Origin of the sequence: Legionella genomosp. 1, assembly GCF_900640215.1 — a bacterium.
GTDB lineage: Bacteria > Pseudomonadota > Gammaproteobacteria > Legionellales > Legionellaceae > Legionella_C > Legionella_C quinlivanii_A.
Genome location: NZ_CAAAJH010000014.1, coordinates 23717 through 37993 on the forward strand (window position 1 = coordinate 23717; position 14277 = coordinate 37993).

Sequence of the window (14277 nt, forward strand, 5' to 3'; positions counted from 1 at the left end):
ATCTAGCGTAATGAGGAAGAAGCATTCTCTTCAGGAGCCTCTTCTTCATTTAATTCAGCAGCTTCCTGGTCTTCTGCATCGGCTGTGCTCTCTGGGGAGGGTTCGAGATTGTTTGCTAAATTACTGCTTACTGTATCAGAGAGCGAGCAGTTGTTCTGATTCTGTAAAAATTGATCGCATGTTTTGGTATTGGCATCAAAAGCATTCAAATAGGCCTCATAGGCCTTATCACTTGCTTTGTCATTCTGGTGTTTAATAGAGCAGGCAAAATCATAGGCCTTGTCATTGGCTAAATCATTTTTTTCTTTAATAGCCACCGCTTCTTCGTAGGTCATTTCTCCGGCTCTGTAACTATCAAAAGCAGCTGCCGAATTAGCATTATTACGCTCACAGGTCTCTCTGTAAGCGTCGAATGCCTCGTCACTTTTAGCATTATTCTGTTTTTGTACAGCAAGATAACTCTGATAAGCTGCATCGTTTGCGCTTTCAGTTCGGGCTATTGCTTCAAAAGGAGATGACCCCATCATATTTTTATTAAGATCTTTATTGGCTTTGCGCATCTGTTCAATAAAATCTTCCAGTAATTGCGCTAGCTGACGCTGCAGTTTTAGTGCATCTTCTTCGGTTAGATTCATACAATAATAACCATCAATACGGACTTTTATTAGTATAGATCAAGAACCGGGCAATACTAGCAGAAGGGGGCTTAGCTATTTGTCGGTCTTTGGATTTTCCAATCGCTTTTATCCTCGTGATATAGATTTTCAAAATGCTTAACTAATGCATTAAAAGACTGATTTCCAGTGGCATCATTTCTAAAGGTCTCTACAAATTTCTTCCCAAATGCGCTGCTTTGATAACATAAATCCGGCTCCTTCGCTTCAATAACCTCTGCAAAAACTTTTGCAACCTCTGTTCCTGTTTGAAAAGAAGAGGGGTCATACCACTGATAAGCCTGTTGTGTAAAATTTTTATAATGCTCATTAATAACATCGGTTCTTGACCCTTCAAAGCGGGTCAGTTCAGTAGCAATAGGGCCTGCCTGGAAGTTAATTACCTTAATATTCCATGGTGCCAGCTCAATGGCCAGTGATTCCTGCAGCCGTTCAAAAGCCGCCAGGGCTGAAAAATAGACTCCCACGCCAGGCATGCTGATGGGCGACGAAGTAAAGATGGAGGAGGTCGTAGTCAATAATCCTCTTCGGCGTTGGCGCATAACTGGCACAAATCCTCGAATTAAGGCCAAAGGACCAAATACTTTTGTCTGGTAGGTCGTTAAAACATCCTCGTCTGCGGCTGATTCCACAGGCCCGATTGCCACATTGGCTGCATTGTTTACCAGAATGTCAATATAGGAATATTGAGATAATATCAGTTTGATAAACGCATCAATAGAGTCCTTTTGACAAAGATCTAAAACCTGAATATCCAAATTTTCAGGATTGGGAACATTGAGCTTGCTTAATTCCGATGTTTCCAAATTTCTTACAGTGGCAATCACTGTGAATCCTCGCTCAAGTAGTGCACACGTCAGGTTATACCCCACACCAGATAGTTTTGAACATCCGGTAATTACTGCAATCTTTTTATCCATAATAGGTATTCCAATGCTTGCTGCCTCTGGGAATAATTGTAGTATTAATGTCAATAAGAATGAAGGTTCGTCTTACAGGTGGCAGCATGAATAACTCGTCTTAACTGTATATCGTTGATGTAATTGAGCAAGAATATTGTTCGTACTCGCCCTAACTCACGAAATGCCTGGTAAATTTTATTCTTACGGCTTTGCGTCCACAGCTTCCGCAAATGGTTGAGGCTATAATTTTACCATTCTGAGTTGACATAACTACCCATAACATATCGTAATTGGTCTTAAGTCTTTATTTTTTTATGCATTAGTTAACGTTTACTTAATATTTATTTGCTATGGTTTGTATTAATTAAGATCATGGTGAATAGACTATGTCTAAAAAATTAAGCCAACAATTTAGAGATGCACTAATTAACTATTTAAGAAACCCTAAGGATACAACAAATCAAAGGGCTCTAACATCGGTGTCTTTTGCAATCTATGAAGATGCAGCAGAAAAATATGGTTTAGAGCCTGATAAATATCTGGCGCACATGGAGAACATTATAAAGCCCGCAGTTAGCGGAATTAAAATCCATCCGCATCTTGGAGAAGTTTTAGGCGCATTTAAACGCGAATTGAGCTGGTCGGATAATCGTGATGAGAGTCAAGCGTTTCATGCTTTAAATATGGCTCTAGAGATGTTTTTACGAAAGAATTTCATTAATCCAGAAAAAATTGCTCGGAATAAATTAGCAGAGATTGAAGCAAGCATCCAACATTTAACAGCAGGTTTAAATCCATATACTGATGAATTAAAATCTGCTTATGTGAAATTAAAAGCTTTGGTTGACCAGCATTTTGCACTTTCTCCTGCTATGCAAATTAAAGAAAGCGCGAATTTTGAACGAAAAACAACGCTTGTTTGCTCTGAACATAAAGGAGCTATTGAAAGTGATGCAAAAATTAAATCTACTTTTTATAGTTTCCTTGCAATGATTTCAAGTGTTTTAGTGGTTGTTGGAGTGCAAATTTCCAAGACTTTTCAAGGAAAAAGCAATTTCTTTCAAGAAGCTGCTCAAATACAAGGAAATATACTGAAGCAATCAGGTTTCTCTGTACCGCTTGTTGAGGTACAAGATTCTGACGAAGCTGATCAACAAGTTGGGATTGGGAGTGGTCCTTCGTAAGGCCACCTTTTAAAGAGTGTTGCCGTGGCATTATGGCGGGAACTTACGGTTCGTGTTTCCTACCGAATTAGTAGTTCAAATGAAATAAAAAAGAGCATTATGAAAGAAGTTGAATCATTAACTACGCAGGCTGCACGTGTGCTGGCTGAAAACCCTAAATGTTTTAATGAAGGATTATTGAGTGATACAGCCATTCTCCAGGTAAAAGATGAAATTGAAAAGCTAGAATGTCAAAAAAAATATGCAAACTTCAGGATGCACAGATAGTAGAATACCTCTTAGAAAAGCATTTACGCAATGAGCCAATAAAGAATCCTTATCCCTCCCATCTAAGTTTACAGGATGCTCTAAAATACCCCAAAAAGTTACCTGAAATCCTGAAATGGCAAACCCAGTTTCTTTTGACTAACCATAAAAATGAGATACTAACAGATAGGGATCCTGAAATAGATCGTTATCCTGAAAACTATAGCGAGATAAACCATTAAAGACTATATTAAAAGCATAATGATCAATTACGCTTTTAATTGGATTAATCCATGCCATGCAAAACAACTGAATTGATAAACAAGATAAATCAGGAGGCACTACAAGCGCTTTCAAATCTGCAAACAGGACCACATAGAAAAAATGTGGATTTTTTTGAAAAGCTTAAAGGCAACTATCAACCATTCTCGTCAAAGCAAATAGTCGAAGTGCTGAAATTCAGACATGATTTTAGTGATAAAGAGCATCCCGAGTTATTTTTAATTGAATTTATTATTTCTCTGGGTGCATATGCAGTTTATCTTAGCAAAAGAAAACAAGAAGCATCAAAAGATATGTTTAAGCATATTTTTTCAGATATATTTAATTTAAAAATTATGGAGATCAATCTCTCACTTAAGGACCTTTTGCTAAATATGGCTGATAGTTATAAGAATTACGCATTTAGGTTAATAAACCAGGGAGCGGAATCTATTGAAAAATACAGAAAAAGAGATCGGTTTATAAATAGTTCCGAAATGCTGGAAATGCATTCAGCTATAGTCGGCTTATTTGTATCAGTTGAGTTACGAGAAGAGTTTACCTTTATACCACGAAGCGAACGGCATAAAAATAAGGAGATTGTAACAATTAATCATTTGGAGGATTGTGTTCGAGCTCTTGTACGAGATAGATATGAAAAGCATAGTGCGGACCTGAGGTTGTTGTAGATGGTTTAGACGATGCTCGGAATTTAGTCAAGCAGGAGGTTATGAGCATTTGATGTACTATAATGGTACTCGCTCCCTTCCTGACCCGCTAAGTCTGATTATCAAAATAATCAGACTTAGTGGGTCTCTATATGACAACTTGCCCCTCTATTTTCAATTCTATCAGTACAAGACCTGTACTGATTAACCATTGTTGTTCAAACTTTTGCTCCATTGATTATTTTTCGTCTTAAAGTACAATGTATTTTTTAAACTATAATCAAATAGGCAATAATGGTAACGATTGAAGATGCGATATTGAGAAATTATAGAAGACACGCAAAAACAAATCGCCCAGATATTGATTTGCTATTTGATGTTACTTCCAGGTTTATTAAAGAAAAAAAATGGATATACGAAGGTAATGCTGAATCAGTTGATATTTACAAACGACCTGAAAACGAAAGAATCAAAGCAAACTGCTTTATGCTAGCTGATTTATTTGTTCACCTGGCCAAAAGAATTGGTATATCTTCAGATGAGTGCTTTCCGATAAATATACCTAATTTCTGCAGTACCAAAAATAGTTCATTGGTACAAGGTGATTATCAACCTTTTTCGCCAACATGCACTGCAAATACAGATGGACTATATGAATTTGATGTTCATTGCATAGCAATGATAAATGGTTCCTATTTTGATTTGCTTTTACAAGTAACATACTCTGTTATTACTGATGGAGCGGATATTTACTCATCTCTATCTACAGCTATGGACGATAATAATATTTGTGATTTTGAATATTTACTGAATTTTTTTCCAGACAAAAATGAACAAGCGCCTGATACTGGCCATACACTATTACATAAAGCCTTATGGGAGGAAAAATTTGATTTTGCTGTGTTACTACTAAAACACGGCGCTCAAGACAATATTATGGATAATATTCAACTAACTCCACTAAGTTTGTTAAATATTAAAATATACGACCCTCGTGTATCTCTTGAAACTCTAGGCAAAGCCAAAGAGTACCTGGACACAAAGATGGAATTAATGATAAAAAATAGAAAAAAGCAATTAGAAGTAGAAAATAAAGCGGCTATTAGCATCCAGCGCTTCTGGCGGAGTCATCATACCTCCCCTGCTCCATCTGTTTCAAATGAGGATGCACTAGCTAGCGGCATTTGCCGAACTTAGAATCACAAGCATTATCTGGGTTCAGCCCATTCTAAATTAGCAAGACTACAAACGACCTACTTGGCTTTTAATGCTGAAGAACTGGTAAGAAAAAATAATGGGAGTTTATGGGGAAGTATTTCCTATCATTTTACAAACAATCTTTTTGCAGTAGCTGGCTCTGTTGTGAGGAAAGGATGTAAAGAAGCATTTAATTCAATAACATCATTTACCCTTTAATTTATACAAAATGCGGCCACTCGGAGGACCGCATTGTTTCTTTTCCGTATTTTTATTTAAGGCTGTCAGGCACGACACCGCCGCTTTCGGCAAGCTTAATCATAACCTGCTCGTGAAGCCAGACATTCATCTCAGCCGAACCGTTGAGGGCTCCAGTGTAGCCAAGTTCCTGGGCAAGCTGCTTGCGAGCGCTAAGGCTTGAATCGAGGTTTAGCAGTTTCATCAAATCGACAATGGATTGTTTCCAATTGTAGTCCTTACGCCCCGTAGTATCGGCGATCTTTTGGATCATAGCTTCGACTTCGGCTCGTGTCATCGGCTTTCGGGTAGAGGGGGCCGCCGCCGTATTGCCGCCGGTGACCACTGCTGTAGCTGCTTTTGCAGTTCCAAAAATTGCGGAAACGATGCTACCAAAGATGCTCATGTCTTCCTCCTTGAATTAATTCCATGCGCATCGCTGATGCGCGTTCCTGGTTAAGTCTAGTGCCCGCTTTCTGATCTTACAACCTTTTATAGACAAAAGGGAACAATTCATCGATTTAGCTAAAATGCCACTACTTAGTATCCTTGCTGATTCAAAGCTATAAAACCGTGTTTAGACATTATAACTCAAACCCGATATGCTTAATTACAACTAGTTATAATGTAGAAACACTATGCTCACCGTTTACTGGAAGCGCAATTTTTTTACGCAAGGAGACTGCTTAAAACTTACCTATGAGAGTGGTGATTTTTTTGCAACAGTTACAGCCCGACTAAAAAAAGAAGATCGCACGTTTAAATTTCAACATATACTCTGGGAAGGAATTGATTATTTAACTATTAAAGAATTTAAGAATTTGTTGAGGACCGATTCTTTTTCAGGTTCGATGTATTTGAATTCTGAGGAAGAATTATGTTTAAAACTAGTTTTATCACCACCCCCATTGTCTGATTTTTTTACCGAAGAAAATATACAAAAACACCCCTGGATTCCTGGATTTCGACGAATGCGGGAGTATCTAACAAACGCTTTGGACACGAGCAGCAACAATTCGAAAGATTTACACTTTAGCCAAAATGAAAGTCAGGTTCCTTTATCTAACTTAATTCACCAAACATATAAACAAAAATCGGTGACAACCGTTATTGCTTTACTAAACGATTTACCAGCCCAGCAACGAAGTTACTTCCTCCAAAAGTTTGCACTAGACACCTTGAATAACTATCGTGAAGGACGATTTCTAGTTATCTATTGCCCCCTATCACGATTGACTTCTCCCACCAATCTAAAGATTGAGACACTCTCTTTATATGGTTTAAATCCTCATGTCTATCTTTTGCAAAAACTTCCGATAATATGGGTTATTGATGAGCTGGAGCAATTTTTTGACAAACATAATTTATTCAATGTCCTAAGCGGAGAGCGTTATCGCTTTGATCTCTGGAATTGCCATTTTCTCCTTAGCGCCGCCGACAAGCCCAACCCTGATATATTCTATAGTGGTTGTTTCAATCCAATACAGACCATTCGGGTTATAGGAAGGAGAGAAGAAGAAGGGCCGTCTATTCATCGCTTTTTCTATAGTATGACCGCAGAGCCCATTCAGAATAACATGACTTCCACAGCAATATCAGGCATCCCAATCTCAATTGAAGAATTGCTTGCTCTCTCCAAAGAAAAAACGAGCGCAACTATTCCACAACAGCCTCACCCTACTCCATCTGAGCTTCAGGAACCTCTGGATGATCCAAAAGCCATCGAAGAGTTATCAATAATCATGCAAGATACAATCAACGCCATTGAACGCGCTAGTTTATTTTGTGTGGGAATACAAAGTGTGCGCAAGGTAAGTGAACTACGACAGTCTCTAAATAACGCAAAAAGTAAGAGCACAGGAACGTTAGAAGAGTTTTTAAATCACAAAGAAAAAGGGTCTAAATCAATTCTACAAGCATTCGCTTATTATCGCGTCGGGTTATTTGGCGAATCGCGCTCTGTGAAACGATACCACGAGCATGTGGAAGCGTCTTCTTTAGCAAAAATATATTAACTAGACTTCACGGAGTTCTTTTATTTCTATAACTCCAACTTCTTGAACAGATGAGGACTACTAGAGAATGTCATCTCGATTACTTTAAACTGCCACTAATTTGTGGTGAAAATTTTAAAACATGCTATTAGAGTTGGCTGATTTTACTGGGATATCTTGGATCGTGTCCCAATGCTCCATGATTTTCCCGTCTTTTAACTTGAATAAATCAAAAATAGCTCTACCTCGAGTGCCAGGCTCACGAATAGAGTGTACATGAAGAATTACATAGTCCCCATCCGCAAAAATTTGTTTAATTTCACTATGAGAATTAGGATAAAATTCAAGTAAATATTGAATATATGCTCTTAAACCTTCAGCTCCATCAGCGGCAGCAGGATTATGTTGTTTGTAATGTGTGCCCAGATATTTTGATGCTGCTTTGAAGTTTTTTTGATTAATTGCTTTATTATAAAACTCAGTGACGATTTGTTTATTTATTTTTTGTTGCTCTTCAATAGATGCATAGCTATTGTCAATAATTGATAGCAGAAGCAAACTTATCGCAACTATTTTTGATCTATCTATAATCATAAAACACCATTGGTTATTGATTCTCATGGGTTATTTTAAATTGTCATCAAAAAACTCGGGTAAATCTTTCAATGCCTGTGCTCTTGCTGTTTCATTAAAACCAATGTGATAAGGTTCTCCTTTTTCGTCAATAATCTCTTTTGAAGCTGGAAACTCAAAGTTATCAAACCCATGCAATGCATTTTTATAAATTTTTATGGAAACATTTCGATGACTATCAGAACTTTGCTCGACTAGCTGAATGCAATCTTTGGTGGTTGCGCGATCATCATTTTCTCCAATAAATACTTTGGTGATTGCCCTTAGTTTTGTTCCGTCTTCAAGACGATGACATACGCCATAAAACGAAGCCGCTGCTTTAAAAGGAAGCTTTTGATAAGGTTTAGGATCTTGTTGTGATAATGCCATGATTTTCAATACATCAAAGCCTCCCATGGAGAATCCTAAAAGCCCTATCCGGGCAGGATCAACTGAAGGAAGCTGCCTAAGATATTCGTAGGCAGGAACGATATCATCAAGCTGCGCTTGCGTTGCTCTTTCCCAGCCTACTGAGCGACGGTCTTCCCAACCTCTGGGTTTAAAACTGTCTATCATATAAACTACGTACCCATGCTCTTTTAATCGGGTGGCCCAATCATAATTCACTTTTTCAATACCGGTACTCGCGTGCAACAATAAAATAGCAGGTGAGCGCATCGTTGCATCAGGAATATAAAGACTGTGATGGGGATCATTGGGATCAAAGACATATTCTTCATTATGTGCTAGTACTTCAGTACACAGCAATAAAATAAATATTATAAACAGCAACCTAGGGTGGAGAAACATAATTTAAATCCTTAATTTTATAGCTGAGCTTATCCATTTGTATGAGGTTTAGGGGTAAAAGAGATGAAACTCACCCTCATTTAATAAAGTGATTATTTGTTGATAATCCAGAGTATTAGCTGATTGAGATGCATTTTGGAATTTCAAACCGATGACGGATGCCATTGCTGACCAGGAAGTAGGTTTAAAATTGTATTGTGTAATATAGCCTTTCTCATAAAGGTTTGTTGTTACAAAATAATCATAACCTCGAGCTATATGATCAGCTCTCCAAATTGATTCTTCGGCTGCTGGGGTTAGAATAATTTGGTTTGCTTCTGCTATTTCTTTTTCGAGATTGTAGTTATCAATACCATAGGTAGATAACAAAATTTGTATCCGATATTGATTGAGCAGTTCCTGAGTCAGGCTTATGAGTTTATCTTTCCTGGATTCAGTGTCCAGATAAACAATATCGGGATCATAAACTTGATTGTCAATTAACAGTCCGCCGCTTTGGATAACTGTACTTTTCCAATATTCATATCCTCTTAGCATTTCACGCCCTTTAGACCCCTCTTCTCCTGTCAATGGTAAAGCAACCCCCATACGCAGTTGTTTGTGTGAACCTGGGTTACATTCAGGGATGAATGCCAAACCATTGGGTCCAGCATGGGTTGCAATAGAGCTGAGCTCAAAACTATGTAAATCTATTTTAGATAAATGCTTGTCGGTTGCATTAGATACATAAGCATATAAACCTTCTGGATCAATTAAAACATTAATCGGATTTAATCCGGTGACTAAACGTTTTATAACCTGACCTGAATGAACATCAATTACAGCAACCTGGTGATCAAAGGGAGCAGGTGCTAATACATAATTTTGATCCGGCGTAATATCTGAGTAAAGAATCGGTCCTAAATTCAAATTAGTAAGTTGTTTTTGAATGGCAAACGTTTCTGGATCAATAAACACGATCTGATTGACAGCGGATACCATTAAAGAGCGATTATCTGGCGTGTATTTCAGGCCCCTTACAGCAGAGGGCAATGTGAGGCTCCCCGTAATCACTCCTGAATCAGGATCGATTCGGATGACACCGTCCTTACCCGCCATTAACCACAATGTTTTTCCATCATTGGAAAAGAAAATATTATGCGTATTTGGACTAACCGCAATTTTTTTCACAATCGTTTTGGTATCGATGTCAAAGACAAGGATCTTCCCACCCTTTTCCACATTAACATAAAGCTGTTTTTCAAAAGGAGGTCTTAACTTCACACCATGAGGCGCGCTATCGATGTCTGAATAGTCCTTATTTTCTAGTGACTGAAAAGTAAATAAACGATATTTCTCGACTTGATTTAATAAATCGATAACAGAAATGGACACACCGGGTATGCCAGAGCCGCTGTCGTAGTCCCTAATACCAAAATTGCTGACATAAGCCGTTTTTCCATCTTTTGTAACAGCAATCTCATGAGGAAGGAAGGCAAGTTTCAGACTCCCTTTTCTTGCACCAGTCTCAGGATTATAAAAACTGATACGATCGGCATTTTCCTCCACAACAGCTAACGTGGAATTGGTAGAAGAGGAATAAGTGAAGCTATTGAAAATCGATAAAGCAAGGAATAGGCTGTAGCTTTTTTTGAACATCATTAAATCCCTTTATAACTAAAAAAGTGTCGCCATGATAGTGACAGAATATAATATTTGTCAATATATATAGTGGCCTATATAATAATGAAAAAAGGAACAATCCATGACATTTAACTTAAATGAACATACTGGTGTCTTGATTAAAAAAGCAGCCCGCTTATTTGAACGTGTTTCCAATCTCAACCTTGAAGAGCTGGGTGTGACCTACAGTCAGACTATTTTTCTGGTTCGCTTGTGGGAGCGGGACGGCCAAACGCAAATGGAGCTTACAAAAAGCGCCGGACTGAAACAACCTACCGTAGTAGGTATACTTGATAAGATGGAAAGAGACCAGCTTATTACACGTGTACGAAGTGAATCTGACAAGCGCTGCTACCATTTTTTTCTTACTGAAAAAGCCAAATACGCTTGCCGTAAATTAGAAACACAGGGAATGTTGATGCAGAATTTGTCTACTGGTAATTTACCCGACAAAGAAGTTAGCAAGTTAAATGAGAACCTGTTATCAATTATAGAAAACCTGGAGCGTTTCATTGAAAACATCCGGGGAGAGTCTTAAATACCCCGGTGTTACATCACAAACCCTCTTGCCAGCTCTTCCCTGCCCTCACTAGCGGTTTCTGGCAAAAGCATAGAAGCAAAATGATCCATCACCAAATTTACATCATGTTCAACCATGAATGACGAATGAGGAGTAGGCACAGGATGATTGTAATGTGCTACGGGACCCACACACACCAGATTCTGATGTACATTTCCATGTACATCGATGACTTGATAATGATCCGTTACATGAATGCCACCATTAGCCTTAGGCTTTATTAATCCGCTTTTTGCCAGCTTGTCCAATAACATGGGCTTAACACTATTGGGGTCCGGTTTGTAACGATATCCAGTTGCGTCAATTAGAGTTGCAGCATTTAAAGTTTCGCCAGATGAGAATAATAATTGGAACCTGTGAGTTACTTCATCATAGCTTACAGAGACCAGACCATGATGTTCAATAATCTTATTGTTCTCATAGAGATGGAGCATAGTTCTGGCATTCACTGGGGTGATTCCAGTCAAATAAGCCATTAAAAGAGAATAGAAGTATTTTAGAAACTGCTCTTTACCTTCTACATCTAAACTTTGCCACATGTGAGTATAACAACCACTAAAATAAAAAGTTTTTATAAATGCTCGTAGCTCATCAATATTACCTGGTATAGGATTACCCTCTGGAAGATGATCAAATTTGTTCATTTGATAACGTAAAGTCTCAAATGAGTCAGGATGATGAGTAGGATCGACAGGATTTTTAGCGTCATTTTGGTAAGCATTCCAAAATGATGTTTTCGCTTCGAAAAAGGTTAAGCTGCCAGGAAGGCTTTTTTGTAGACTATTTGATAATTCCTGTTGTTTGGTAGTATTACAACTATCTGTATTGCCTTTGGTTGTTAAAATACTAGGATTTCGCGTGACGCAGTGTATCTTTCCTGTGTACTGCTTTTTCATGATCAACCAGAGTGCGGCATCAACAAATGCTGCTTGACCACCAATGATATACACATCATCTGCTAAATCCCATGCATCTGGATTCCCTGTAGTGTTTTCAAAACGGAAAAAACCTGGCTGCTTCTCGACAGAATGAAAAAAAGAATTTGTTAAATGGCCGGTGGTTATAAAAAGCGAATCAGCAATATAGGTTTGATCCAGACATGCTATCTGATAATTTCCTTCATTTAGCGAATAAATATCAGAGATTGGCGAAAAAATTTCTTTGACTGTTATTCCCAATGATTTAGCCAGTGCTTTATGCTTTTCATATTGGGCGCGTAAGTAACGACCCACTATTGCACGAGAAATATATTGCTTATCTATATGCGGGTAATCATGTTGTAGCATGTCTGTATTGGCATCTACCCATTCTGTTAGGCTATCTGTAGTAGAAATAAACTTGAAACCATCCGCTGGATTATTTAAGGTCCAAAATTTCGGGCTATTGATAGAATAGGCAAAGCCTGTAGCTAGATATTGTGGATTTTGTTCAAAGATTAAGATAGTAACGTCATCGTTATTCTTTGTTGCAAGCAGTTGACTTAAACGACAAAAAATTGCATTTCCACAGAGGCCCATTCCCGCAATGGCAATCACTTTAGGCATTGTATTAAGACAATTGTGACATCAGAGGGAAATATTAGAGGTTTAACCTTTTTATTGTCAATTTGAAGATTTAACATCTTTTAATTGATAATAGATTGGTCGGAAAAGGCTCACAAAATTTAACCCTGTGTGGTAGCTTGCTTCTGTTAATAGGTTGCGCCATACAATTATTGGACAGCGGTATTCTCTTTAGCCAGAGGAGCTGTGAGAAACGACCTAATAATTGGCATTAAATAGTTCGCCATGCAAATAAACACCCTAGAGATACTTATTATAAGGTAGGTTTTGACACTCCAATCATTTCGCAGATTTGGTCAACCGTAAATTCTTGCTCAGCATAAAGTTTTTGGCTAATGCCTGTTTTTCAGCATTTAAGCTCTTCGGCCGTCCTCCTAATCGACCACGGGCGCGGGCAGAAGCCAGCCCTGCTTGCGTACGCTCACAAATAAGGTTTCGCTCAAACTCAGCTAAAGCACCGAAAATATGAAACACCAATTTGCCTGAACTTGTAGTAGTGTTAATAGATTCATGAATACTCTGGAGTCCTATCCCTTTGGCTTCCAGTTTATTAACAACATCAATTAAATCCTTCAAAGAGCGACTTAATCTATCTAAGCGCCAAACGACCAACACATCACCTTTTCGAGCAAACTCAAGAGTTTGTTGCAGACCGGGACGTTCAAATTTGGCACCATTCAATTTGTCAGAAAAAATTTTCTCGCAACCTACTCTTTGGAGTGCATCTTGTTGAAGGTGCAAATTTTGATCATCCGTTGAAACCCTGGTATAACCGATTAGCAGTTTACCCTCAATTAGTTAAATAACCCGTATAATATCATTAAAAGTTAACATAGATAACTTAATTAAGTTACTTAACGGTAGTGGGCCATATTTTACCGCTTTGCCATCTCTTCTTTATTTCAGTTAAATAAACCCCCGTTAATTTGACCTTTGGAAATATATAGTACTATGTACTATAATACATGGTATTATAATTGGCATGCATTCATGAAGCACTTAAAAATAAAAAAATTTAGTAATGAAGCAAATAAAATTGGATTAAAGGACTCAGTTCTATCAATACTTTAGATGATTTTTTTAAGTTAAGCAGAGATGAGCAATTAAAATATTCATTAGGAGCTGGGCTCATAAATTAAGAATTGCAACCAATGAAGGGCGAGGTAAAAGCGGAGGCTCAAGAAGTATATTAGCTTTTAAGAAGGATAATGGCATTTACTGGTTACATTTATTCTCTAAGAATGATAAAGGAAATGTGACAACTTCCGAGCTTAAAAAGTTGAAGCAATTGGCTGATATCATGCTTGGGCTTAATAATGAACAAATAAATAAGTTAATTACTTTAGGGGAACTGTTTGAGGTAAATAAAAATGTCTAATATACAAGATACAATTAATGATCTTGCACAAGGTCTTTACAAAGCTGAAATTATTGATAAAAAAACATTAAGAAATCTTACCGATCAAGATTTACCTGTTTTACATGAATTTACCGGTGAGGAAATACAACAGTTACGGAAAAAACAAAAATTAAGCCAATCTGTATTTGCTAAATATCTTAATGTTAGCCCTGCAATGATTCGTGGCTTAGAGCAAGGGAAGCGGCATGCCCATGGCGCAATACTTAAATTACTCAATATTGTAGAAAGACATGGTATTGGTGGTTTGCTTTAAGAGTTTTTGACATTT

16 protein-coding genes and 1 pseudogene are annotated in these 14277 nt (G+C 37.7%); 8 read left to right on the top strand and 9 right to left on the bottom strand.

What is annotated here, in order from left to right; all coding sequences use genetic code 11:
• Positions 1 to 2 precede the first annotated feature (2 nt).
• The 3 genes from E1O89_RS12380 to E1O89_RS12390 form a co-directional block, all read right to left on the bottom strand.
• Positions 3 to 635 carry a hypothetical protein gene (locus E1O89_RS12380; RefSeq protein ID WP_133140406.1) on the bottom strand — a complete coding sequence of 211 codons (633 nt, stop codon included), beginning with the start codon at positions 633 to 635 and terminating at the stop codon, positions 3 to 5.
• 71 nt (positions 636 to 706) lie between these two features.
• Complete coding sequence (locus E1O89_RS12385) at positions 707 to 1594, bottom strand: SDR family NAD(P)-dependent oxidoreductase (protein ID WP_262337511.1); 888 nt, start codon at positions 1592 to 1594, stop codon at positions 707 to 709.
• Between the two features lie 50 nt (positions 1595 to 1644).
• Positions 1645 to 1806, bottom strand: a complete 162-nt coding sequence (locus E1O89_RS12390; RefSeq protein ID WP_133140407.1) for a Tn3 family transposase — start codon at positions 1804 to 1806, stop codon at positions 1645 to 1647.
• Between the two features lie 156 nt (positions 1807 to 1962).
• On the opposite strand from E1O89_RS12390, the gene E1O89_RS12395 reads away from it, so the two are divergent.
• The 4 genes from E1O89_RS12395 to E1O89_RS12405 all read left to right on the top strand — a co-directional run bounded on the left by E1O89_RS12395 (position 1963) and on the right by E1O89_RS12405 (position 5132).
• Positions 1963 to 2760, top strand: a complete 798-nt coding sequence (locus tag E1O89_RS12395; RefSeq protein WP_133140408.1) for a hypothetical protein — start codon at positions 1963 to 1965, stop codon at positions 2758 to 2760.
• Between the two features lie 99 nt (positions 2761 to 2859).
• The gene (locus tag E1O89_RS15470) at positions 2860 to 3027 is read left to right on the top strand and encodes a hypothetical protein (protein ID WP_165483150.1); all 168 of its coding nucleotides are present in this window, start codon (positions 2860 to 2862) and stop codon (positions 3025 to 3027) included.
• A 272-nt stretch (positions 3028 to 3299) separates the two neighbouring features.
• Positions 3300 to 3956 carry a hypothetical protein gene (locus tag E1O89_RS12400; RefSeq protein WP_133140409.1) on the top strand — a complete coding sequence of 219 codons (657 nt, stop codon included), beginning with the start codon at positions 3300 to 3302 and terminating at the stop codon, positions 3954 to 3956.
• A 273-nt stretch (positions 3957 to 4229) separates the two neighbouring features.
• Positions 4230 to 5132, top strand: coding sequence for an ankyrin repeat domain-containing protein (locus E1O89_RS12405; protein ID WP_133140410.1), 903 nt, complete (start codon positions 4230 to 4232; stop codon positions 5130 to 5132).
• Positions 5133 to 5403: 271 nt separating this feature from the next.
• Here E1O89_RS12405 and E1O89_RS12410 read toward each other — a convergent pair whose 3' ends face one another.
• On the bottom strand, positions 5404 to 5775 hold the full coding sequence (locus E1O89_RS12410; protein WP_133140411.1) for a DUF3597 domain-containing protein: 372 nt from the start codon (positions 5773 to 5775) through the stop codon (positions 5404 to 5406).
• A gap of 232 nt (positions 5776 to 6007) precedes the next feature.
• Here E1O89_RS12410 and E1O89_RS12415 point away from each other — a divergent pair, with 232 nt between their 5' ends.
• Complete coding sequence (locus E1O89_RS12415) at positions 6008 to 7384, top strand: hypothetical protein (RefSeq protein ID WP_133140412.1); 1377 nt, start codon at positions 6008 to 6010, stop codon at positions 7382 to 7384.
• 114 nt (positions 7385 to 7498) lie between these two features.
• Here the strand turns inward: E1O89_RS12415 and E1O89_RS12420 are convergent, their stop codons facing one another.
• From E1O89_RS12420 to E1O89_RS12430, 3 genes are read right to left on the bottom strand one after another with little or no spacing between them, the layout of a single operon-like run.
• A complete protein-coding gene (locus tag E1O89_RS12420; protein WP_133140413.1) occupies positions 7499 to 7957 on the bottom strand; it encodes an ester cyclase in 459 nt (152 codons plus the stop codon).
• A 30-nt stretch (positions 7958 to 7987) separates the two neighbouring features.
• A complete protein-coding gene (locus E1O89_RS12425) occupies positions 7988 to 8785 on the bottom strand; it encodes a dienelactone hydrolase family protein (RefSeq protein WP_133140414.1) in 798 nt (265 codons plus the stop codon).
• Between the two features lie 48 nt (positions 8786 to 8833).
• Positions 8834 to 10426 (bottom strand): hypothetical protein, encoded by a 1593-nt coding sequence (locus tag E1O89_RS12430; RefSeq protein WP_133140415.1) that lies wholly within the window; start codon positions 10424 to 10426, stop codon positions 8834 to 8836.
• 103 nt (positions 10427 to 10529) lie between these two features.
• Between E1O89_RS12430 and E1O89_RS12435 the strand changes: the two genes are divergently transcribed.
• Positions 10530 to 10985 (top strand): MarR family winged helix-turn-helix transcriptional regulator, encoded by a 456-nt coding sequence (locus E1O89_RS12435; RefSeq protein WP_133140416.1) that lies wholly within the window; start codon positions 10530 to 10532, stop codon positions 10983 to 10985.
• An 11-nt stretch (positions 10986 to 10996) separates the two neighbouring features.
• Here the strand turns inward: E1O89_RS12435 and E1O89_RS12440 are convergent, their stop codons facing one another.
• Both E1O89_RS12440 and E1O89_RS12445 read right to left on the bottom strand, forming a co-directional pair.
• Entirely contained in the window at positions 10997 to 12571 is a 1575-nt protein-coding gene (locus tag E1O89_RS12440; RefSeq protein ID WP_133140417.1) for an FAD/NAD(P)-binding protein, read from the bottom strand.
• 271 nt (positions 12572 to 12842) lie between these two features.
• Positions 12843 to 13372 (bottom strand): annotated as a pseudogene (locus E1O89_RS12445) (recombinase family protein).
• 358 nt (positions 13373 to 13730) lie between these two features.
• Between E1O89_RS12445 and E1O89_RS15805 the strand changes: the two are divergent.
• Positions 13731 to 13967, top strand: a complete 237-nt coding sequence (locus E1O89_RS15805) for a type II toxin-antitoxin system RelE/ParE family toxin (protein WP_410054772.1) — start codon at positions 13731 to 13733, stop codon at positions 13965 to 13967.
• Complete coding sequence (locus E1O89_RS12455; protein ID WP_045105560.1) at positions 13960 to 14262, top strand: helix-turn-helix domain-containing protein; 303 nt, start codon at positions 13960 to 13962, stop codon at positions 14260 to 14262. Before E1O89_RS15805 ends, E1O89_RS12455 begins: the two co-directional genes overlap by 8 nt.
• Positions 14263 to 14277: the final 15 nt, after the last annotated feature.